At 64.6% G+C, this 20775-nt stretch carries 21 protein-coding genes; 8 read left to right on the top strand and 13 right to left on the bottom strand.

All coding sequences use genetic code 11. From position 1 onward, the window contains the following. Positions 1–6: 6 nt before the first annotated feature. Positions 7–849, bottom strand: coding sequence for a DUF3097 domain-containing protein (locus tag ACF3NP_RS03910; protein ID WP_181888443.1), 843 nt, complete (start codon positions 847–849; stop codon positions 7–9). Positions 850–889: 40 nt separating this feature from the next. Here ACF3NP_RS03910 and ACF3NP_RS03905 point away from each other — a divergent pair, with 40 nt between their 5' ends. Beyond that, positions 890–1642 (top strand): hypothetical protein, encoded by a 753-nt coding sequence (locus ACF3NP_RS03905; RefSeq protein WP_181888444.1) that lies wholly within the window; start codon positions 890–892, stop codon positions 1640–1642. On the opposite strand, the gene ACF3NP_RS03900 is transcribed toward ACF3NP_RS03905, so the two are convergent. The 3 genes from ACF3NP_RS03900 to ACF3NP_RS03890 form a co-directional block, all read right to left on the bottom strand. Further along, entirely contained in the window at positions 1639–2676 is a 1038-nt protein-coding gene (locus ACF3NP_RS03900; RefSeq protein WP_392398983.1) for a ferrochelatase, read from the bottom strand. The genes ACF3NP_RS03905 and ACF3NP_RS03900 overlap by 4 nt on opposite strands. Positions 2677–2694: 18 nt before the next feature. Then, entirely contained in the window at positions 2695–4395 is a 1701-nt protein-coding gene (locus tag ACF3NP_RS03895) for a DIP1281 family NlpC/P60 protein (RefSeq protein WP_392398982.1), read from the bottom strand. A gap of 548 nt (positions 4396–4943) precedes the next feature. Further along, entirely contained in the window at positions 4944–5408 is a 465-nt protein-coding gene (locus ACF3NP_RS03890) for an Rv1476 family membrane protein (RefSeq protein ID WP_181888447.1), read from the bottom strand. Between the two features lie 209 nt (positions 5409–5617). Between ACF3NP_RS03890 and acnA the strand changes: the two genes are divergently transcribed. The 3 genes from acnA to ACF3NP_RS03875 all read left to right on the top strand — a co-directional run bounded on the left by acnA (position 5618) and on the right by ACF3NP_RS03875 (position 9799). After that, a complete protein-coding gene (acnA, locus tag ACF3NP_RS03885; protein WP_181888448.1) occupies positions 5618–8395 on the top strand; it encodes an aconitate hydratase AcnA in 2778 nt (925 codons plus the stop codon). Positions 8396–8487: 92 nt separating this feature from the next. Next, positions 8488–9039, top strand: coding sequence for a TetR/AcrR family transcriptional regulator (locus tag ACF3NP_RS03880; protein ID WP_181888449.1), 552 nt, complete (start codon positions 8488–8490; stop codon positions 9037–9039). Between the two features lie 37 nt (positions 9040–9076). Next, positions 9077–9799 (top strand): glutamine amidotransferase-related protein, encoded by a 723-nt coding sequence (locus ACF3NP_RS03875; protein WP_181888450.1) that lies wholly within the window; start codon positions 9077–9079, stop codon positions 9797–9799. Here the strand turns inward: ACF3NP_RS03875 and ACF3NP_RS03870 are convergent. Further along, complete coding sequence (locus ACF3NP_RS03870; RefSeq protein WP_181888451.1) at positions 9796–10464, bottom strand: NAD(P)H-binding protein; 669 nt, start codon at positions 10462–10464, stop codon at positions 9796–9798. The two genes, ACF3NP_RS03875 and ACF3NP_RS03870, sit on opposite strands and share 4 nt — an antisense overlap. Before the next feature lie 41 nt (positions 10465–10505). Here ACF3NP_RS03870 and ACF3NP_RS03865 point away from each other — a divergent pair, with 41 nt between their 5' ends. Together ACF3NP_RS03865 and ACF3NP_RS03860 are read left to right on the top strand one after the other, a co-directional pair. Further along, on the top strand, positions 10506–10775 hold the full coding sequence (locus ACF3NP_RS03865) for an ACT domain-containing protein (protein ID WP_181888452.1): 270 nt from the start codon (positions 10506–10508) through the stop codon (positions 10773–10775). Between the two features lie 9 nt (positions 10776–10784). Beyond that, positions 10785–12149, top strand: coding sequence for a PFL family protein (locus ACF3NP_RS03860; RefSeq protein ID WP_181888453.1), 1365 nt, complete (start codon positions 10785–10787; stop codon positions 12147–12149). On the opposite strand, the gene ACF3NP_RS03855 is transcribed toward ACF3NP_RS03860, so the two are convergent. The 3 genes from ACF3NP_RS03855 to ACF3NP_RS03845 form a co-directional block, all read right to left on the bottom strand. Beyond that, the gene (locus ACF3NP_RS03855; protein WP_181888454.1) at positions 12146–12391 is read right to left on the bottom strand and encodes a PLDc N-terminal domain-containing protein; all 246 of its coding nucleotides are present in this window, start codon (positions 12389–12391) and stop codon (positions 12146–12148) included. The genes ACF3NP_RS03860 and ACF3NP_RS03855 overlap by 4 nt on opposite strands. A 256-nt stretch (positions 12392–12647) precedes the next feature. Continuing rightward, entirely contained in the window at positions 12648–12944 is a 297-nt protein-coding gene (locus ACF3NP_RS03850; RefSeq protein ID WP_148363845.1) for a hypothetical protein, read from the bottom strand. 73 nt (positions 12945–13017) lie between these two features. After that, positions 13018–13431, bottom strand: a complete 414-nt coding sequence (locus ACF3NP_RS03845) for a hypothetical protein (RefSeq protein WP_181888455.1) — start codon at positions 13429–13431, stop codon at positions 13018–13020. A gap of 228 nt (positions 13432–13659) precedes the next feature. Here ACF3NP_RS03845 and ACF3NP_RS03840 point away from each other — a divergent pair, with 228 nt between their 5' ends. Next, positions 13660–14352: a hypothetical protein gene (locus tag ACF3NP_RS03840; RefSeq protein WP_181888456.1), complete on the top strand. Its 693-nt coding sequence runs from the start codon at positions 13660–13662 to the stop codon at positions 14350–14352. A 128-nt stretch (positions 14353–14480) separates the two neighbouring features. Beyond that, complete coding sequence (locus tag ACF3NP_RS03835) at positions 14481–16082, top strand: HNH endonuclease signature motif containing protein (protein ID WP_181888457.1); 1602 nt, start codon at positions 14481–14483, stop codon at positions 16080–16082. Between the two features lie 24 nt (positions 16083–16106). On the opposite strand, the gene ACF3NP_RS03830 is transcribed toward ACF3NP_RS03835, so the two are convergent. The 5 genes from ACF3NP_RS03830 to sufC form a co-directional block, all read right to left on the bottom strand. Then, entirely contained in the window at positions 16107–17735 is a 1629-nt protein-coding gene (locus ACF3NP_RS03830) for an ABC-F family ATP-binding cassette domain-containing protein (protein ID WP_181888458.1), read from the bottom strand. A 207-nt stretch (positions 17736–17942) separates the two neighbouring features. Continuing rightward, positions 17943–18317 (bottom strand): metal-sulfur cluster assembly factor, encoded by a 375-nt coding sequence (locus ACF3NP_RS03825; protein WP_181888459.1) that lies wholly within the window; start codon positions 18315–18317, stop codon positions 17943–17945. 2 nt (positions 18318–18319) lie between these two features. After that, entirely contained in the window at positions 18320–18787 is a 468-nt protein-coding gene (gene sufU, locus ACF3NP_RS03820) for a Fe-S cluster assembly sulfur transfer protein SufU (protein ID WP_181888460.1), read from the bottom strand. Next, positions 18784–20016, bottom strand: a complete 1233-nt coding sequence (locus ACF3NP_RS03815; protein WP_181888461.1) for a cysteine desulfurase — start codon at positions 20014–20016, stop codon at positions 18784–18786. Before ACF3NP_RS03815 ends, sufU begins: the two co-directional genes overlap by 4 nt. Then, complete coding sequence (gene sufC / locus ACF3NP_RS03810; protein WP_181888462.1) at positions 20016–20771, bottom strand: Fe-S cluster assembly ATPase SufC; 756 nt, start codon at positions 20769–20771, stop codon at positions 20016–20018. Before sufC ends, ACF3NP_RS03815 begins: the two co-directional genes overlap by 1 nt. Between the last annotated feature and the right edge of the window lie 4 nt (positions 20772–20775).

Raw genomic sequence — 20775 nt, 5'->3', positions numbered from 1 at the left:
ATCTGTCTAGAGGTCGTGTTTCGACAATTCGGGGTTGGTGACGAAGTCCACCAGCCGCTCAACTGCCCCGATGAGCGTGGAATCGAGGTCGCGGAAGGTGCTCACCGAGGACGACACGTGGCGCCACCCCTCCTTCGGGTCCGACCATCCGAGGCGGCGGCACACGCCCGTCTTCCAGTCCTCGCCGTAGGGCACCTCCGGCCACGCGGGGATGCCCACGCTCGCGGGCTTCACCGCCGCCCAGATGTCGATGTAGGGGTGGCCGGTGACCAGCACGTGCGGGCCGACGTGTTCCACCAGCCGGGATTCCTTCGTGCCCTCAATCAGGTGGTCCGCCAGCACCCCGATGCGCCGGCCGGGGCCGGGCTGGAACTCATGCAGTCGCTCCTGCAGGTTGTCCAGGCCCTCGAGGTACTCCACCACCACGCCTTCGACGCGTAGGTCGTGGCCCCACACCTGCTCCACAATCGCAGCGTCATGGATACCCTCGACCCAGATACGCGACGGCATGGCCACTTTCGCCTGCGCGTTCTCCACCTTGCGCGAGCCCGAGTTGGACCGCTTCGGCCCCTCGTCGCGCGGCGCGACGTAGCGGGTCAGCGTCACCCGCTGGCCTTCCACCATGAACGCGCCGGGGAGCATTTTGAACAGGCGCTGCGTGCCGTAGCGGTCCTCCAGGCGCACGAAGTCGCCGTCGTAGGTGCGCTCGAACCCGACGACGGCGCCGACAAAATCGTTGCCCACGATCTCCACGATAATGCCGGGTTCCGCCGGCATCTCCGGGTAGCTCGGGCGCTTACTACGCACGTGTCCGCTGAAAATGTCTCCGCTGTACCGGCTATCTCGCATAATGCGTCCGCATTGTATCGGCCCCGTTACACTGGCCCGGATGCACACGCGCGCCGAAGTCTATTCACCCCTGCAAAACACCGCCGTCTGGCTGGCGGCCTGGCTCTACAACGTCGAATCCGCCGACGACACCGTCGACGCGCTCACGGACCTCGGAGGCGCACATTCGTACGGCAGCCTGCCTATGGTGCATTTGCTTCACGACGTCCGCTCCGCCGCCGACCTTTCCACCCCCGGCCCCGCAGTCAGACTCGTCCTTTGGGGCCCGGGCCAGGCGCCGCGGCTTCGGGCAGGCTCGCCCGCGATGGAGGCGCTGACGCAGGCCGGGGCGCTGGTCGTGCGCGGTGCCGGCATGCACCACATCCTGGTGCCGGAGTATTCGGGCAGCGGCGTGAACTGGCGCTGGTTCGAGGACCCGGAGCCGCTGCCCGAGCCGGAGTGGCTCTCGCCTGGCGAGGCCGACCAGCTGCTGTCGCGCGCGACCGAGCAGGCGGCGGTGCTGATCGAGGCCGCAGGCGGGACCCGCAAGGAGCTGCCGAACCCGCGGCTTGCAGTGGGCACGCTCGCGGACTTCTACGACACCCCGGGCCTGCCCGCCGGCGTCACGCCGCGCGCGGCGAAACTGTTCGCGCGGGCAGACCGCGTGGCCGCGACGATTGAGACGGTGACCGACCGCCTGGGCGACCACTCCTTCGACCCCCAGCTTTTCGCCCTGTGGCGCCACGTCCGCTCCGCCCGCATGGCCGGTGTGGCCGATGCGGTGGTGGACTACCAGCGCGAGTGGTCGCGTTAGCGCTGCGGGCGCTTCGCCGGAGCGCAGCAGCCTTCCTTGCACGGCGCGCCGTTGACGGTGCAGCCCTGCACCGAGACCGAAGACAAGGTTTTAGGCTTGACATTCGCGCCAACAGCCTCGGCGATTTCGACCACCATCCCTGCGAACGCGGGCTCGAGCCCGACGGTCGGGGTACGCTCTAAGGTCACGCCCATCTCCTCGCACGCCTGCTTCAGCTCGGTGTCGAGGTCCCAGACCACCTCCATGTGGTCGGTGATGAACCCGATGGGCACGCAGATGAGGTGCTCCATGCCGTCGGCCTTGAGCTCCTGGGCGCGGTCCACCACGTCCGGTTCCAGCCACGGCGTCGCGGGGTTTCCGGAGCGCGACTGCCACACCACTTCAAAGCTGTCTACGCCTGCGTGCTTTGCGACGAGCTCCGCCGCCTCCGCAACCTGCCTCGAGTACAGGTGCTGGTCTGCCGGCCCGCCGGAGTTCTCGTCTGCTGCGGTGGGCACACTATGCGCGGTGAACAGCACGCGGGTGTCGCCGGTCGCCTTCTCTACGGCCGCGCGTAGTCCGGCGGCGACAAGCTCGACGAACGTCGGGTGCCCGTAGAACTGCCACAGCTTCGTGTAGGTGATCTCCGGCGTGACCTCTCGGATGCGCTGGATGTCCTCGTCGTACTGGCGGCAGGCGGAGTAACCGCCCCAGGCGCTGGTGGCGAAGACGAGGACGTTCCTGTGGCCGTCGTCAAGCAATTGCTTGGCTGCCTCCTCGGCGAACGGGTGCCAGTTGCGGTTGCCGAAGTAGACAGGCAGGTCGATGCCGCGCGCCGAAAGCTCGGCCTCGATGTTGGCGATGAGCTCGCGGTTCTGCGCGTTGATGGGGCTGACACCGCCGAAGTGGAAGTAGTGCTCGCCGACCGCCGCAAGACGCTCGCGGGGGATGCCGCGGCCGCGCGTGACGTTCTCGAGAAAAGGAATAACCTCGTCCTCTCCCTCGGGGCCGCCGAAGGAAAGAACGAGGAGTGCGTCGTAGTCGTTGAGAGCCATGCCCTCGAGCTTATCCCGCTAGAGCAGGCGCACCGCGTTCGGAGCCATGCCGGACCAACGCACCGGAGCAATGGTGACGTTCTGGCCGGACTGCGGCGCCTCGATCATGGTGCCGTCGCCGAGGTAGATGGCCACGTGCTGGTTGCCGCCCGGGCCCCAGAACAGCAGGTCACCACGCTGGGCCTCGCTGGCCGGGATCTGCGTGCCACGCTGGTACTGGTAGCCGGTGTAGTGCGGCAGCGCCACGCCGGCGGCCGCGAACGCGTAGAGCACCAGGCCGGAGCAGTCGAAGCCGGACACCGAACCGCCGTTGACGCCGGTGGTCGGGCCGTTGGCGTCGCCGCCGCCCCACACGTACGGGGTGCCGATAGCGGACTGTGCACGCGCGATCACGGTCTCCACCTGGGAGGAGTTCGACACCGCGGCGACAGACTTCTGTGTCTTGGCGGAGACATCAGCAGCCGTCTCAACCTCGGGCAGCACAGTGGACAGGGAATCCGCAGAGTCCGCAGTTTCCGTGGTGTCGGAAGTCTGCTCGACCGTGCCCAGCGCACCGTTCAGCCCATCCGCGAAGGCGGTGACCAGCTCGACGGCATCCGTGTTGGAGCTGTCGAAGGAGCCGTGGTTGGCCGCCACGCCGCCGACCATCGCGATGCCGGCCGCGACGGCGCCGACCTTGGCGATCGTGTCGCTGTCCAGCGCTGGCAGGCCGGCCTGGGACGACAGCGCGGCGATGTCGCTTGCAGAGGAGGTCTGCGCAACAGTGCGCACCGCGTCCACCACGACCTCGCGGCTGGGCTCCGGGGCCTCCGGGGCGTCGTTGGACACGCGCTTGCGCACCAGGTCCACGACCTCTTCGGGCACCTCGTAGGTGGTGTCGCCCTTGGACACGGTCAAGGTGGCCGCGTACGGGTCGGCAGCGATGGCGTTGTCGGGGGCAGCTTCAGCAGCCTCGGCCGACGCAGCATTATCTGCAGACGGGGTTTCTGCGGTTTCAGCCTGCGCCGGGCGCTGCTGCTCCAGGTCCTTCTGCGCGCTATCGAGCTGGGACTGGGCGGCGTCGCGCTCAGCGACGGAGGCTTCGAGCGCGGCGCGGTTTGCGTCGAGAAGCTCGCGCGCGTTTGCCTCGGCCTGCTTCGCCTCGGCCTCGGAAGCGTCGGCGAGCTCGCTCGCCTCGCGCAGCGTGGCCTCCTCATTCGCCGCCTCGGCACGCGCCTGCTCCGCCTCGGCGAGCTTGGCGCGCTTCTCCTCCGAGCGCTGGCGCAGGAAGAACGAGCGGTCGAGCACGTCGCGCTGCGTGTCCTTGCCGCTGACGGCGACGAGCGCGTCACCCGGGCTCGCGCCGCGGTACTGCGAACGGCTCAGCTCGTCGAGCTCGGCGCGTAGGACGTCGACACGCTCCTGGGCTTCGTCGAGACGTCGCTTCGCCTCGTCCTTGCCGCGGCGGGCCTGCTCGGCCTTGACCTGCGCATCGTGCAGGTCCACCAGGGACTGGTTGACGGACTCCTGCAGGCCGCCGAGGTCGAGGTTGAGCGAGTCCACGTTAGCTTGCGCACGGGACACAGCGGTCACGAGTTCGCCCATTGCAGAGGTGGAACTCTGACCGGTGGCGGCCGGGCTGACTAGGCCCGCCGCCAAAGAAACAGTTGCGGCACACGCGGCGGCACCGAGCACATTTCGCGCACGACCAAACCGGGTGCCCCTTTGTGGATTTGCCACGAAGGTGCTCCTCACACCGCCCGTCGCGCACACTTCAGCGGCACTCGGGCGATCAAGAAAACCCGAGGCTTCAAAGCGCAGGCGAAAACCGTGACTAGCGGTTCCACGAGCGGTCTAGATGTTGACTACTGACGCGGCAGCGCGAATCCCGGCTGGCACAGCTCTGCCCTGGAACCTGGTACTCGGCGTGCTTCCCCACATGCCCGAACCTTCGCGGGCGCTTGACTAGAGCGCCCTAACGGTGCCATTGCGTTGCGTGTGACAACCATCGACCCGCGAGCCGATACGGGAACCATACGTCAAGGCAACAAACTTGTATCCCTTTCGTTACAAACAATCTCGCGAGTCAAGGCCATTCACATGATTCACACACGCCTCACCAGCGCAAACTGCAACGGCAGAGCGTTACGTGACGTTTGTCACACTGCCTGGATCACGCTCGTAAAAGTTGACCAAACTGATGAAAACGTGGAATCTGACCTGCGGGTTTCCGGGGTGCGCGTCAACTTTTGCGAGCGAGCGCGTCAAGGCAGCAAGCTTGTCGACGACTACCCGCGGCGGGCGGAGAACGCAGCCGCCGCAGCTACCGCGGCAAGGACGACGAGCACGGCCGCGACCACCAGCGGCCAGTTCAACGAGAACCCGTTGGCAGCGTCGGCGAAGGCGTGGACGCCGGCGACGTAATCCGGTTCGGCGACCATCGCCCGCTCACCGCGCTCCACCTGCGCGCGGGTCAAGGAGTCGCTCACCCCGACGGCGACCTGCGGGGTGCGCACCAGCACTGTGTCGAGACCGGTTTCGGCGGCGGCGTCCTGCGCCAAGTCGCGAAGGTCCGCGATCACCGGCGGGGTCTGCTCGAGCACGATCATCCCCGCGGGGTCGAGGCTGGCGTCGGCGAGAGCGGCTTGCAGTGCCGGACCCAGCTCCGCGTTGACCGGATTGTCGGTGCCGAACGCCACCGAGGACGAGGCGAGCTGAGAGACAAGTTCTTCCAGCGTGGCTTCGGTCTGCATCGGCCTTGCTCCTCGGGTTTCCGGGCGATCTATACGGTCGGTTTTGCAGTGTAACGGTGGGGGCCGGAGGTGCGTCGATAGGCGTAATGCGAAAACATAACGAGCGTACTGTTAATATGGGCGCGGAACTATGGAAGGTCGCTTAAACTGATGGCTTGACCATAGGGTCGCTAACCCCTGATTTGATACGACGAGAATTGGAGCTCACCGTGGCAGAAAGCAAGAACTCGTTCGGTGCCAAGAAGACGCTCGAGGTCGGCGGAAAGTCCTACGACTACTTCGCACTCGACGCCGTCGAAGGCATGGAGAAACTCCCCTACTCCCTCAAGGTGCTGGGGGAGAACCTCCTGCGCACCGAGGACGGCAAGAACGTCACCGAGGACCACATCAAGGCCATCGCGAACTGGGACCCCTCGGCAGAGCCGAGCGTGGAAATTCAGTTCACCCCGGCCCGCGTCCTCATGCAGGACTTCACCGGCGTGCCGTGCGTGGTCGACCTTGCAACCATGCGTGAGGCCGTGAGCACCCTCGGCGGCAACCCGGACCAGGTCAACCCGCTGAACCCGGCCGAGATGGTCATCGACCACTCCGTGATCATCGAGGCATTCGGCTCCGAGAACGCCATCGACAAGAACGTCGAGATCGAGTACCAGCGCAACGAGGAGCGCTACCAGTTCCTGCGCTGGGGTGCAGAGAACTTCTCCAACTTCCGCGTCGTCCCGCCGGGAACCGGCATTGTCCACCAGGTCAACATCGAGTACCTCTCCCGCGTCGTCTTCGACAACGAGGGCCTGGCCTACCCGGACACCTGCATTGGCACCGACTCCCACACCACCATGGAAAACGGCCTGGGCATCCTGGGCTGGGGCGTCGGCGGCATCGAGGCTGAGGCCGCAATGCTGGGCCAGCCGGTCTCCATGCTCATCCCGCGCGTCGTGGGCTTCAAGCTCACCGGCGAGATCCCGACCGGCGTGACCGCAACCGACGTCGTGCTCACCATCACCGAGATGCTGCGCGAGCACGGCGTTGTGCAGAAGTTCGTCGAGTTCTACGGCAACGGCGTCAAGGAAATCCCGCTGGCGAACCGCGCCACCATCGGCAACATGTCCCCGGAGTTCGGCTCCACCTGCGCGATCTTCCCGATCGACGAGGAGACCATCAACTACCTGCACCTGACCGGTCGCTCCCAGGAGGACATCGACCGTGTCGAGGCGTACGCCAAGGCGCAGGGCATGTGGCTGGAGCAGGACGCCGAGGAGGCCGAGTACTCCGAGTACCTCGAACTGGACCTGTCCACCGTCGTCCCGTCCATCGCCGGCCCGAAGCGCCCGCAGGACCGCATTCTGCTGTCCGAGTCCAAGAACACCTTCCGCAAGCAGCTGCCGGACTACAACACCGCAGGCGAGGGCACTGAAGAGCCGGTTCGCGCCGAGAAGGTCGACGCCGTCTCCTACAACGAGTCCTGGGCCGCCAACGGCGAGTCCGCCGCTGAGGGCGCAGAGGGCCGCGCTTCCAAGCCGGTCATCGTCGAGTCCCCGAAGGGCGGCGAGTACACCCTGGACCACGGCTTCGTGGCCATCGCTGCCGTGACCTCCTGCACCAACACCTCCAACCCGTCCGTCATGGTCGGCGCCGCCCTGCTGGCACGCAAGGCCGCCGAGAAGGGCCTGAAGGCCAAGCCGTGGGTCAAGACCATCATGGCTCCGGGCTCCCAGGTCGTGGACGGCTACTACGAGCGCGCTGACCTGTGGAAGGACCTGGAGGCCGTCGGCTTCTACCTCTCCGGCTTCGGCTGCGCATCCTGCATCGGCAACTCCGGCCCGCTGCCGGCCGAGGTTTCCGACGCCGTCAACGAGTTCGACCTCACCGCAACCGCCGTGCTGTCCGGCAACCGCAACTTCGAGGGCCGCATCTCCCCGGACGTGAAGATGAACTACCTCGCGTCCCCGCTGCTGGTCATCGCATACGCCATCGCCGGCACCATGGACTTCGACTTCGAGACCCAGCCGCTGGGCCAGGACACCGACGGCAACGACGTTTTCCTCAAGGACGTCTGGCCGTCCACCGAAGAGATCGAAGAGACCATCGCAGGCACCATCTCCCGCGAGATGTACGAGGCCGACTACGCCGACGTGTTCAAGGGCGACGAGCAGTGGCAGGGTCTGGACATCCCGACCGGCAAGACCTTCGACTGGAACGAGGACTCCACCTACATCCGCAAGGCGCCGTACTTCGACGGCATGCCGGAGGAGCCGGAGGCAGTCCAGGACATCGAGGGCGCACGCGTGCTGGCCAAGCTGGGCGACTCGGTGACCACCGACCACATCTCGCCGGCTTCCTCCATCAAGCCGGGCACCCCGGCCGCGAACTACCTGGACGCCAACGGTGTCGAGCGCAAGGACTACAACTCCTTCGGCTCCCGCCGCGGCAACCACGAGGTCATGGTCCGCGGCACCTTCGCCAACATCCGCCTGCGCAACCAGCTGGTGGACGAGCAGGGCGGCTACACGCGCGACTTCACCCAGGAGGGCGCACCGCAGGCCTACATCTACGACGCCGCGATGAACTACGCCGAGAAGAACATCCCGCTGGTGGTCATCGCCGGCAAGGAGTACGGCACCGGTTCCTCCCGCGACTGGGCTGCGAAGGGCACCAACCTGCTGGGCGTGAAGGCCGTCATCGCCGAGTCCTTCGAGCGCATCCACCGCTCGAACCTCATCGGCATGGGCGTGCTGCCGCTGCAGTTCCCGGAGGGCCAGTCCCACGAGTCCCTCGGCCTGGACGGCACCGAAACCTTCACCCTGACCGGCATCACCGAGTTCAACAACGGTGAGATCCCGGCGACGGTCCACGTCAAGGCTGAGAAGGACGGCGCCGACGCCGTCGAGTTCGACGCAGTGGTCCGCGTGGATACACCGGGTGAGGCGGAGTACTTCCGCCACGGCGGCATCCTGCAGTACGTGCTGCGCCAGATGGTCAAGAGCTAACAGGCTTTCGGCCGTCGTTTCAGGGGCCCCGCACGCCGCGGGGCCCCTTCCCCATTTTTCTTTCACTATCTGGAGCCCGAAGGAGCCCCCTCATGCCGATTGTCAGCGACGAAGAGCTGCAGCGCCGCCGCGGCGAGATCATCGATGCCGCACGCGCCTGCTTCGCACACTACGGCTACGAGGGGGCCACCGTGGCCCGCCTGGAAGAGGCCACCGGCAAGACCCGGGGCGCGATCTTCCACCACTTCGGCGACAAGGAAACACTGTTTCTCGCCATCGCCGAGGCGGACGCAGAAAGGCAGGCCCAGGTGGTCAGCGAACGTGGTTTGGTGGAGGTCATGCGCGGCATGCTCGTGGACCGCAGCTCCAACGACTGGTTCACCACCCGCGCCGAGATCCTGCGCAAGCTGCGCACCGACCCCGAATTCGAGGCGCGTTGGCGCGAGCACCAGGAGGTGCTTGACCGTGCGGTCCGCGAGCGCTTGGAGTCCAACAAGCAGATGCGTGACGACGTCCCCGTCGCCGTGGTCCAGACCTACCTGGAGACAGTGCTCGAGGGCTTCATCACCAAGCTCGCCTCCGGCGAGCCAGTGGAGCGGCTCGAGGAAATGCTCGACGTGGTAGAGCAGTCAGTCCGCGGGTAATTCCGAAAAATAGACTAAGCGGTATAGAATTGCCGCTATGTCAAAGCTGCTTTTCCTCTCACTTCGCAACGGCGAAATTGGGCCGGACGTCGCCCACGCCGAGTACCACGACGCCCTGCGCGCCACGGGCTTGAGCGAAGTGGACATGGAACTGCGCGTCATCGACTCCCCCGACTCCGAGCTCGGCCCCCTCGACCCCGTCAGCGGCATCATCGTCGGCGGCTGCTCGCTGAACGTGACCAACCCCGAGCGCGACGCGTGGCACAAGCGTATCGACGACATCCTGTCCGCCACCGTCGAATCGGGCAAGCCCGTCTTCTTCGTCTGCTTCGGCATCTCTTGGCTGGTGGACCACCTCGGCGGCGAGGTCGGACGCACCCACCCCGAGCCGTCCGGCCCGACCACCGTGAACGTGGTGGCCGAGGATGCGCTCGCCGGCCCCAGCGGCACGTTCACCGCGCTGACGGGGCACACCGAGAACCCGGTGCGCGTGCCAGATTCTGTCACCGTGGTGGCCACCGCGCCCGACGGGATGGTGCAGATGGTCCGCTACACCGACCGGGTGTGGGCCACCCAGTTCCACGCCGAGATGGACGCCGACGCCATGCGCACCCGCATGGACTTCTTCCACGACTACGGCTACTTCCCCGCCGAGGAGTACGCGCGCATCGTCGCCGACCTGCCCAACCACGACGTGAGCCGGGCGAACGGGCTGCTGCGCACCTTCGCCCGGCTCTGCACCGAGGGCCAGTTCGACTAGATCTCGGAGACCTTCGCCTCTCCGCCCTCGAAGTCCAGCGGGTTGCGGTCGAACGGCTCGCCGCGGCCGACCGATTCCACGATCACATCCGCCACGAGCTCGCGCGGGGTTTCCGACGAGGGGTCCCTTTGGTCGTCGAGAAGCGCGATGCCCTCCGACGGATCATCCGTGAGGCGGGTAGGGCCGAGGATCTGATACGGCAAGTCAGAGGCGAGCAGCCGCTTGTCGACGGCCTTCTTCGCCTCGACGTAGGCGTACCACGCCCCGCCGTCGTCCTCCGTGGTGGCCTCGGCGGCGCCCGCGTAGGAGACCATGACGGTAAACGGTGCGAACTCGCCGAGCTCCTCGAGCGCGTCGATCATCGCCATCGCCGCGTCGCGGTCCACGGCAAAGGTGCGCTCGGCGGAGCCGCCGCCGGCGCCCGCGGACCACACGACCACGTCGAACGGGGTGAGCAGGCGGGCCCAATCTTCCTCGTCGAGGGTGGTCAGGTCGCGGACGATGGCGGTCGCGCCGTCGTCGACAAGCTGTTGCACATGATCGGGGTTGCGCACGAGCGCGCTGACGCTGTGGCCAGCTGCGACGAGCTTGGGGACGGAATGGCGCGAGACGTTGCCGCCCGCACCGAGAACGAGAACGTGTTGAGATTGCTTAGGTGTTTCCATAACGCCCACCGTAACGCTATTTCTGCGCCTATACTTTGCGCATGCACGCAATTATTACGACCACTGGTAAGGACCGCCCCGGCGTCATCGCCGCAGTTGCTAAGACCGCCGCGGACGAGGGGCTGAACATCCTCGATGTCTCCCAGACCATCATGGACGACTACTTCACCATGATCATGCGAGTCGCGCTGCCCGATGGCGAGGTGGACATGGGCGCGCTGCAGGAGGCGTTCGACGCCGCCGGTAAGCCGCTCGGCATGGTCGTGCGCATCCAGTCCGAGGCCCTGTTCAGCGCCATCAACGACATCTAAGGGGCGGCTATGAATTTCGAGTTTTCAGACGCGCGGTTCCTCGACGTCATCCGCATGATCGAGGACTACCGCCTGGACATCCGCACCGTGACGATGGGCATTTCGCTCATCGGCTGCACCCGCCCCACGATGGAAGCCACCGCGCACGCGGTGTACGACCGCGTGATGGAACGCGCGCGTGACCTGGTGCCGGTGTGCGAGGGCATCGAGCGCGAACTGGGCATCCCGATCGTGAACAAGCGCATCTCCGTCACCCCCGTCGCGCTGGTTGCGGCGGGCGCGGACGGCAACCCGGTCGAGATTGCCCGGGCGCTGGACCGCGCGGCCGGCGAACTCGGCGTCAACTTCGTCGGCGGCTACTCCGCGCTGGTGGAAAAAGGCGGCACGACCGCTGATAAGCGCCTGATCAATTCCATTCCGGAGGCGCTAAGCGAAACCGGCAACGTGTGTAGCTCGGTCAACGTGGCGTCGTCACGCGCCGGCATCAACATGAACGCCGTGGCCAAGATGGGCGAGATTGTCAAAGAGGCCGCGGAGGCGACCGCGGACCGCTCCTCCATCGCCTGCGCCAAGCTGGTCGTCTTCGCCAACGCCGTGGGCGACAACCCGTTCATGGCCGGCGCGTTCCACGGCATTGAGGAGCCGGACACGGTGATCTCGGTCGGTGTGTCTGGTCCAGGTGTGGTGGACAACGCGATCACCCCGCTGAAGGGGGCGAGCCTGAACGAGGTCGCCGAGGAGATTAAGAAGGCCGCGTTCAAGATCACTCGCGCGGGTCAGCTCGTGGGGACGATGGCTGCGGAGCGCCTCGGCGTGCCGTTTGGCATCGTGGACCTCTCGCTCGCGCCGACGGCGGAGATGGGCGATTCTGTGGCGCACGTACTCGAGCGCATGGGCCTGGACCAGGTGGGCACGCACGGGACTACTGCTGCGTTGGCACTGCTCAACGACGCCGTGAAGAAGGGCGGCATGATGGCCTGCTCCCGCGTCGGCGGCCTGTCCGGCTCGTTCATCCCGGTCTCCGAGGACAAGGGCATGATCGACGCGGTTCATAGCGGCGCGATCTCCATGGACAAGCTCGAGGCGATGACCTCGATCTGCTCCGTGGGCTTCGACATGATCGCCATCCCCGGCGACACTTCAGCGGAGCTCATCGCAGGCATGATTGCCGACGAAGCCGCGATCGGCGTGATGAACCACAAGACCACCGCCTCGCGCCTGATCCCGGTGCCCGGGACCAAGCCCGGCGACGAGGTGAATTTCGGCGGCCTGCTCGGCTACGCACCGGTCATTCCGGTGAACACGGTGGGGAACGACGAGTTCATCCACCGCGGCGGGTTCATCCCCGCGCCGGTGCACGGGTTCAGGAACTAACGCTTCTTTCCGAACGCGAACCAGGCGACCCATCCCAGGGTGTTGACTGCGCCGATCACCGGGGTCCACAGCCACTTCGGGCCGCGCACTCGCTTTGAGTTGGTGCGCGCCAGGTCGCGCAGCGCGAAAGCCTTACCAGCGGTGTCGATGGTGGCGAGCACGCCGGCAATGGTCTTCTGGTCGGAAGAAAGGCCGTTCCAGGCGTCCTTGATGGTGTCGATGATGTCGTTGTTTCTTGCCATATTGCGAGTGTAGCGGGCTGCTTTCGGGGTCCACGCTTCGTCCGTCGATAAGCAAGATGCTCACTATAGTGGACAAACTCTTGTGCGGTTTATGTTTCGGTTTATACGTTCGCGGAAACGAAACTTCCGAACCGAAGGAGGCCGCAAATGCAACGTCGTAAAATTCTGCACATCATTACCGAACGCGTTAACTGCGAACCCCGCGGGATCACAGTCGATTCAAACACTATGCAGTTCGAGTGGATTCTCGGTGACATCATCCTTTCTGGATATATTCCATAGAATTGAATCTATTTTTTTCAGGGGTTGAGGTAAGGAACATCTCTACAAAACCAGAGCCCTGGAGCATTTCGTCCCACTCGATAGATTCTTCATTTTTACTTAAATCAGGGAATCTTCCCCAAAGACGAACAACTTTTCCTTCGTGAAGTCCAGGGTTAAAGAGATCGAAGTGGTACCAGAGCTGATTTTCGGGGGAGCCGCTGTTTCTTCCCGCTTGGATGCCGACTCCTGCTAAAATTGTTTCCTCTGGAAGTATGGTGTCTTGAAACATTTGGGTGGATATATTTTTCAAAAACTTGATTTCATCAGTCGTGATAGAAATAAATTGATTGATGACTATTCTCCTAGCGGTAGAAAGCAGTGATTATTCCGACAGGTCGGCCGTCTCCGCTCACGGGATCTACTCGCTCTGTGGCAACAACCGTCATAACTCTTCCATTGATTGGGTAAGAGCATTCTTTCTTGCCATTTCCTGCATTTAAGCCGCCTTTGCAGTCGGGGGCGTTATGTAAAACTGTGTCAATCTCTGTAGTGGCTGGAACGAAACCGCCGTGACTGTCCTTGATCTGAGAAAGCCCAAAACCAACACTGCCGGGCTCATCTCCCTGCCCTACGCGGAGTGGAAGATCCTCGCCTTTCGGGCCAATGATTGTTTGGCTAATAGTCCAGTCAATTGGCTGAGCGGCCACTGCAGTGGGGGAAACAAGTAACCCGATAAATGCCACCAAAGTGGCGGATAAAAATTTCTTTACTTTCACGGGCAACACCCTTCAAAAATATCTGGAAGATATGCGACGGGAGAGAATAAACCTTTGGCGCTGATGTTGGGGTCAAGTGAGACATGAATCAAAAAGGAAACCCTGTCTCATTAATTATGATGGTTTAGCTCTCCGTTTCCCGCAAGACCTTTTGTGAATATATAAATTAATTTATTCAGAATCGACACCTCAGATCCTTTTCGGGGGCTGGAGCAGGCACTTACTTGGGTGTTCCACTGGAACTCAACGCCATTCGGCGCGAACGTCATTGGCAAGCTTCTTGATGTCCACAGCGAAGAATATTTGACGTTGGATTACGCTCGAGGTGAGGTGACCCCGCAGGTCAGTGGGATGCCGAAGATGCGCAGCGCGCTAACCCCAGACGACGTGTATCCCTTATTCGAGCTGGTCTGGGCCAAAAATGAGCCAGACCCATACGGAGAGACGCCGAAGTTTCCGAAGCTCTCGGCGGTGCGGCTCATTTGCGAACGCAGTGGAGAGCTCGCCTCCGGCATTGACGTCTTCTACCCAGTGGGCGGTGAAGATGCCATAGAGAAGTTCCTACCCCGAGTTCGTTGGGGCCAGACAGTCGATTCACTCTTCTCCGACCTCTGGCACTTCGGAGAGCTGAACGACTTGGTGAAACCGTTTCAATGCCTGAAAATCGGAAACGAGTACGCGACTACGACACCGCCACCGCGCGAGGTTGACTGCCCGATGGTCACCGTTGATGTCCCCAACGAGTCGCTCCGGCTAAGTAAGGCCGACGGCGAGTTGCTGATGATTGTGGACCTCACCGATGAGGCCGTTGAGCGGATGTTGGCCGAATTTAGGCGGCTAGTGGACCCCTGGGCGCAGCCTCGGATGCCCGTCGGTTCTCATCCCGACTATGAGCCCTGGGCTGGCGCTGTGCCATTCTGAAAAATGTGATCCTAGTAACAGTTTTTCTCCTTATGTGTTCGATGGTGGACATAGATCCTGTTTATGTCGGGGCGGCTTGTAGGTTAATCGTAAACCCATTCGATTAGGCAACTTGAAAGGAGGGCGAAATGACCGTTGAACTGCGAAAGCACGTCGACACAATCATTCATGCCCTCCTGGCCATGAAGGACCTGTGTGCAGACCCCGATGCGGTCGAGTTCGAGGAGGTTCGGGAGGATTTCGAGCGCCTCGAAGCAATATTCAACGTGAAGGCTACGCTCGACGCGCTTTTCGCGTACGTGTGCGAGCGTGACGACGCCGGGCGCGTCGTCGGCTCAAAGCACGCCAATCAGTACCTTCAAAAGAAGCTCGGGTTGGAGCCCAAGGACGCTTACGACCGTCTCGCCCGAGGCCGGGACTACTACGGTGAGCCCGAGGTTGAAGAGGAGCAGGTCACCGACCTGTTCGATACCGATTGTGAGGAAACCCCCGCGGATCCGGCGGCGGAGGCAGAGCGGGAGGAAGCGACCCGCGAGGCTGCTCGAGCGGCTGCCCGCGAAGAGGCGCGGCGCAAGCAAGAAGAAGCCCGCCGTGCCGCCGAGCGAGTGAACGCCGAGAAACAGCGCGTGATCCGCCAAGAGCTAGACAAGCTTGTCGGGGATGCGAAGGGAGCGCGTGCCCGTCTCCAGGCGGACGCGCTCGCGGAGGCTCCTCGACGTTCCGTGAAAGATTTGCGCGCCACCGTGCGCCGCTGGGTCGAGCGCGAGAACCGCAAGCACGTCGAGCCTACGAACCCGAACGCGGGCATGGAAAACCGCGGGCTGCACATCGGCGCCCAGCGCGCAGACGGGACATGCCGGATAACTATCGATGCCGTGGCCTCTGATTCAGCGCTGTTCAAAGCGCTGAGCGATAAGGGGTTGGTGCCCAACTCGAACCTCCCCGAGGGTGTCGAGGATTACCGCACGCCGTCGCAACGCAGGTACGACCAGTTCTCCGAGGTACTCAAGCATTACGACGCCTGCGCGAAACCAACCGGCGGCGGGTGCGCATCCGTGGTTGTGTCGGTGACGCTGGACGAACTGGCGGAGGCCGGGCCGACCACCAAGTTCGCCACCAACACCGGAATCGAGCTCGACGCCTTCGACCTCGTGCGTTTGGGCATGGATGGAACGTCCGACTTCGTGCTGACTGTCGACGACGCAACGTCGTTGCCGTTGAACCTCTACCGGACGCGGCGATTGGCGTCGCTTGCGCAGCGGATCACGTTGCTGGCGGTGCAGGGCGTGTGCGCCTGGACCGGCTGCACCGCCCCGCTCACAGAGACGGAGATCCACCACATCACATCGTGGCTGCAAGGCGGCGACACCAACATCGATAACCTCACAGCGCTGTGTCGGACCCACCATCGCTGCAACAACGACTTCAAAGACCACAGAAACAACACCAGTCACATGGATGTGGACCCGGCGACGGGTCGGGCCGGGGTGAAGGAACCCGGGTGCGCAACCTTACAGTTCAACCATGCAGATGCGGCCGAGCATTCGGCGGTCAACAGGATACGAAAGAGACACCGGCAGCGGAATCGAGCAATCGTGCCCGATCCGGGTGGCGGTACGGCCTCATCAGAAACCCGAGTACCACCAGAACCGCCGGATCCACCTCCCCCACGGGAGCCGGTGGAACCCCCGCCATGGGCGAAGGGGCAAGACCCGTACCCGCCGTTCTAGATGCGCCCGAGCAGGTCGGGAAGTTTAGGCGAGCTCGACGATCTCCATGTACTCGTCGCTCCACATGTCCTCGTCGCCTTCGGGCATGATGATGACCCGCTCCGGCTCAAGCGCGCGCACCGCGCCCGGGTCGTGGGTGACCAGGACGACGGCACCCGTGTAGGTCTTGAGCGCGTCGAGGACCTGCTCGCGGGATTGGGGGTCGAGGTTGTTGGTGGGCTCGTCGAGGAGCAGCACGTTCGCGCGCGAGGAGACGAGAGTCGCCAGCGCTAGGCGGGTCTTCTCGCCGCCCGAGAGCGTGCCCGCGGGCTGCTCCAGCTTGTCGCCCGAGAACATGAAGGCGCCGAGCAGGCCGCGCAGGTCCTGCTGGCCTGCATCGGGGCAGGCCTCGATGGTGTTCTCCCAGACGCTCTTGTCACCGTCGATGGTGTCGTGCTCCTGGGCGAAGTAGCCGATCTTCAGCCCGTGGCCCGAGACCACGCCGCCCTCGCCGTCGGTGCGCTCCACCCCGGCGAGCAGCTTGAGCAGGGTGGTCTTGCCGGCGCCGTTGGTGCCCAGCACGACCACGCGCGAGCCCTTGTCCACCGCTAGGTCGACGCCCGCGAAGACCTCGAGGGAGCCGTACATCTTGGTCAAACCCTTGCCGAACAGCGGGGTCTTGCCGCACGGCGCCGGCTCCGGGAAGGAGATGGAGGCGACCTTGTCGGCCACCCGGACCTCGTCGAGCTCCCCCATCATGCGCTCGGCGCGCGCCATCATCTGCTTCGCGGCCGAGGCCTTCGTGGCCTTCGCGCCCAACTTCGCGGCCTGCTTCTGCAGGGCTGAGGCCTTCTTCTCGGCGTTGGCGCGCTCGCGGCGGCGCCGGGCCTCGTCGAGGGCGCGGGCATCCTTGTACTTGGAAAAGCCCATGTTGTACACGTCGGCCTCGGCGCGCACCGCGTCCAAGAACCAGACCTTGTTGCACACCGCGTCGAGCAGCTCGACGTCGTGGGAGATCATGATCAGCCCGCCCTCGTGCTTGGACAGGAAGTTGCGCAGCCAGGAGATGGAATCGGCGTCGAGGTGGTTGGTCGGCTCGTCGAGAAGCAGGGTGGTCTGGGACTTGCCCGAACCTTGGCGCGAAGCGAACAGGATCTGGGCGAGCTCCACGCGGCGGCGCTGGCCGCCCGACAGGGTCTTCAGCTGCTGGTCCAGGATGCGCTCCGGCAGCCCCAGGTTGTCGCAGATCTGCGCTGCCTCCGCGTTCGCCTCGTAGCCGCCGAGCGCCTGGTAGCGCTCCTCAAGGCGGGAAAACTTCGCGATGGCCTTGTCGCGCTCCTCCCCGTCCGTCTCCTCCATCAGCTTCTGCTGCTTGGCCATCGAGCGCTGGATCTGGTCCAGGCCGCGGGCCGAGAGCACGCGGTCGCGGGCGGTCTGCTCGATGTCGCCCTCCTTGGAGTCCTGCGGGAGGTAGCCGATCTCGCCCGAGCGGGTCACCGAGCCGCCGTAGGGTTCGGTCTCCCCCGCCAGGATGCGCATCGTGGTGGTCTTGCCGGCACCGTTGCGGCCGACCAGGCCGATGCGGTCGCCGGGTTGGACGCGGAGGTGCTGGCCGGGGGCGTCGAGAAGTGTGCGCGCGCCGACGCGGACCTCGAGATCATTGGTGACAATCACGGGGAAACTGTATCAACAGCCCCCAAATCGAGATCTACTTCTTCGAGGCGGAGCGCACGACCCACCAAATGAGCGCTAACGGGAGCAAGAGCAGTCCGCCAGTGCCGAGTATGATCAGGACCTCACTGAGAGCCAAGTTCATAATAACCTCCTCGAAATGTGAATTCCCCCTCAGGGTAACAACCTGGGGGGAATTCAAGAGGTGCTCTACACCGCGAACCCGAGGGCGCGAAGCTGCTCGCGGCCCTCTTCGGTGATGAACTGCGGGCCCCACGGCGGCATCCAGACCCAGTTGATCTCCAAGTCGTCCACTGCCGTGTTGTTCACGACCGACAGGGTGGCCTGCTCCTCGATCACGTCGGTGAGCGGGCACGCCGGCGACGTCAGCGTCATATTGATCACCGCGACGGTTTTGCCCTCGCGCTCCTCGATCCAGGTGTCGTAGACCAAGCCGAGGTCGACGACGTTGATACCCAGCTCCGGGTCGATCACGTCGTGGAGGTACTCCTCCACCTCGCCGATGAGCTTGAGCTGCTCCTCGGTCTGCTGTGGGCGCTCCGCCTGCTTGTCCGGTTCAGTCATAGCTACTCCTTCTCTTCCGGGGCGTCCGATTCTCCCAAGGCGTCCGACGTCGCCGCCTGGAACGCCTTCCACCCCAGCAGCGCACACTTCACGCGCGCCGGGAACTTGGCTACACCGGCGAACGCCACGCCGTCGCCGATCTTGGATGCATCGCCCTCGACGGTGCCACGCGAGGTGATCATCTCGTCGAAGGCGGCGAGCTTCGACATCGCCTCGTCGACAGGCAGCCCGATGACCTCCTCGGCCATCACCGAGGTGGAGGCCTGGGAAATCGAGCAGCCCTCGGCGTCGTAGGAGACGTCCTCGACAGTCGAGCCGTCCTCCGACAGGTGCACGCGCAGCGTCAGCTCGTCGCCGCACGACGGGTTGACGTGGTGCACCTCCGCCTCGTACGGCTCGCGCAGCCCCGCGTGCTGCGGGTTCTTGTAGTGGTCCAGGATGACTTCCTGGTACATGGATTCGAGGTTCATCGCGCGAAAAACTCCTTCGCTTTGCTAATCGACGACACCAAGGTATCAACCTCATCCAGCGTGTTGTACAGGTAGAAGCTCGCCCTGGACGTGGACTGCATGTCCAGGCCACGGTGCAGCGGCCACGCGCAGTGGTGGCCCGTGCGGATGGCAACGCCCTCGGAATCGAGCACCTGGCCCAGGTCGTGCGGGTGCACGCCCTCGACCGTAAAGGCGATCGCGCCGCCGCGGTTGTCGGCGGTGAGCGGGCCGGCGATCCGGAGGCCGTCGATACGCTGCATTTGCTCCAGGGCGTAGGCGGTGAGCTCGCGCTCGTGCGCGGCGATGTCTTCCATGCCGATTTCGGTGAGGAAGCGCACCGCCTCACCGAGCCCCACGACCTGCGAGGTCATCTGGGTGCCGGCCTCGAACCGCTGCGGCGCCGGCGCGTAGGTTGAGCCCTCCATGCGCACGACCTCGATCATGGAGCCGCCCGTGAGGAACGGCGGCAGCTCGTTGAGGTGCTTCGAGTACAGCGCGCCCACGCCGGACGGGCCGCACATCTTGTGCCCGGAAAACGCCGCGAAGTCGACGTCGAGGGCGTGGAAGTCCACCGGCATGTGCGGCACCGACTGGCAGGCGTCCAGCACAGTCAGGGCGCCAACCGCCTTAGCGCGGCGCACCATCTCGGCCACGTCGGCGTGCGCGCCGGTGACGTTGGACTGGTGGGTAAACGCCACCACCTTGACGGTGTCGTCGAGCTCGAGCGAATCGAGGTCGATCCGGCCGTCCTCGGTCATCGTGTACCACTTCAGCGTCGCTCCGGTGCGGCGCGCGAGCTCCTGCCACGGCACGAGGTTGGCGTGGTGCTCGAGCTCCGTGACCACGATGGTGTCGCCCTCGCCCACGGAGAACGAGCCGGCGCGGGAATCGCCCAGCACGTACGCGACCAGGTTCAGCGCCTCGGTGGCGTTCTTCGTGAACGCGATCTCGTCGCCCCTGGCGCCCACGAACGCGGCGATGGCCGAGCGTGCGGACTCGTAGGCGTCGGTGGCCTCCTCCGCCAGCTCGTAGGAGCCGCGGTGCACGGGCGCATTGCAGCCGAGCACGAAGTCGCGCTCGGCATCCCACACGCGCTGCGGACGCTGCGACGTCGCCCCCGAATCCAGGTACACCAGCGGCTTGCCGCCGCGCACGGTGCGAGACAGGATCGGGAACTCCTTGCGGATGGCTGTTACGTCGAGCGCCATTAGATGAACTTCTCGTAGCCCTCGGCCTCGAGCTGGTCGGCGAGGGATGCATCGCCGGTCTGCACGATCTTGCCGTCGGCAAAGACGTGGATGAAGTCGGGCTTGACGTAGTTCAGGATACGCTTGTAGTGCGTAATCATGAGCACGCCGCCGCCGGTCTCGTCCTGGTAGCGGTTGATGCCCTCGGAGACGATACGCAGCGCGTCGACATCCAGGCCGGAGTCGGTCTCGTCCATGACCGCGAACTTCGGCTTCATCAGCGCGAGCTGCATGACCTCGTGGCGCTTCTTCTCGCCGCCGGAAAAGCCCTCGTTGACGGAGCGCTCGGAGAAGGAGGCGTCCATCTGCAGCGCCTCGCGGGCGGCATTGAGCTCGCCGACCCACTCGCGCAGCTTCGGGGCCTCGCCGCGCACCGCGGTGACTGCGGAACGCATGAAGTTCGAGGAGGACACGCCCGGCACCTCAACCGGGTACTGCATGGCCAGGAAGAGGCCGGCGCGGGCGCGCTCGTCGATTTCCATGTCGAGGACGTTCTCGCCGTCGAGAAGCACCTCGCCCTCGGTGACCTCGTACTTCGGGTGGCCCGCCAGCGTGTAGGCCAGGGTGGACTTGCCGGAGCCGTTCGGGCCCATGATCGCGTGGGTCTCGCCGCCCTTGATGGTCAGGTTGACGCCCTTGAGGATCGGCTTCGGCTCCTGCCCTTCCTCGGTGGGCAGGACGTTGGCGTGCAGGTTCTTGATTTCCAGGGTGGACATGTAT

The sequence above is a fragment of the Corynebacterium lehmanniae genome, assembly GCF_043161975.1.
GTDB lineage: Bacteria > Actinomycetota > Actinomycetes > Mycobacteriales > Mycobacteriaceae > Corynebacterium > Corynebacterium lehmanniae.
This window is presented reverse-complemented; position numbering and strand designations above follow the sequence as displayed.

What these genes read in the sequence shown, in the direction of transcription:
- ACF3NP_RS03870 (WP_181888451.1), bottom strand. Translation starts at nt 10,464, where the DNA reads ATGGAAACACCTAAGCAATCTCAACACGTTCTCGTTCTCGGTGCGGGC.
- ACF3NP_RS03880 (WP_181888449.1), top strand. Translation starts at nt 8,488, where the DNA reads ATGCCGATTGTCAGCGACGAAGAGCTGCAGCGCCGCCGCGGCGAGATC.
- ACF3NP_RS03875 (WP_181888450.1), top strand. Translation starts at nt 9,077, where the DNA reads ATGTCAAAGCTGCTTTTCCTCTCACTTCGCAACGGCGAAATTGGGCCG.
- ACF3NP_RS03910 (WP_181888443.1), bottom strand. Translation starts at nt 849, where the DNA reads ATGCGAGATAGCCGGTACAGCGGAGACATTTTCAGCGGACACGTGCGT.
- ACF3NP_RS03825 (WP_181888459.1), bottom strand. Translation starts at nt 18,317, where the DNA reads ATGACTGAACCGGACAAGCAGGCGGAGCGCCCACAGCAGACCGAGGAG.
- ACF3NP_RS03850 (WP_148363845.1), bottom strand. Translation starts at nt 12,944, where the DNA reads ATGTTTCAAGACACCATACTTCCAGAGGAAACAATTTTAGCAGGAGTC.
- ACF3NP_RS03865 (WP_181888452.1), top strand. Translation starts at nt 10,506, where the DNA reads ATGCACGCAATTATTACGACCACTGGTAAGGACCGCCCCGGCGTCATC.
- sufC (WP_181888462.1), bottom strand. Translation starts at nt 20,771, where the DNA reads ATGTCCACCCTGGAAATCAAGAACCTGCACGCCAACGTCCTGCCCACC.
- ACF3NP_RS03890 (WP_181888447.1), bottom strand. Translation starts at nt 5,408, where the DNA reads ATGCAGACCGAAGCCACGCTGGAAGAACTTGTCTCTCAGCTCGCCTCG.
- ACF3NP_RS03900 (WP_392398983.1), bottom strand. Translation starts at nt 2,676, where the DNA reads ATGGCTCTCAACGACTACGACGCACTCCTCGTTCTTTCCTTCGGCGGC.
- ACF3NP_RS03835 (WP_181888457.1), top strand. Translation starts at nt 14,481, where the DNA reads ATGACCGTTGAACTGCGAAAGCACGTCGACACAATCATTCATGCCCTC.
- ACF3NP_RS03855 (WP_181888454.1), bottom strand. Translation starts at nt 12,391, where the DNA reads ATGGCAAGAAACAACGACATCATCGACACCATCAAGGACGCCTGGAAC.
- ACF3NP_RS03860 (WP_181888453.1), top strand. Translation starts at nt 10,785, where the DNA reads ATGAATTTCGAGTTTTCAGACGCGCGGTTCCTCGACGTCATCCGCATG.
- sufU (WP_181888460.1), bottom strand. Translation starts at nt 18,787, where the DNA reads ATGAACCTCGAATCCATGTACCAGGAAGTCATCCTGGACCACTACAAG.
- ACF3NP_RS03815 (WP_181888461.1), bottom strand. Translation starts at nt 20,016, where the DNA reads ATGGCGCTCGACGTAACAGCCATCCGCAAGGAGTTCCCGATCCTGTCT.
- ACF3NP_RS03905 (WP_181888444.1), top strand. Translation starts at nt 890, where the DNA reads ATGCACACGCGCGCCGAAGTCTATTCACCCCTGCAAAACACCGCCGTC.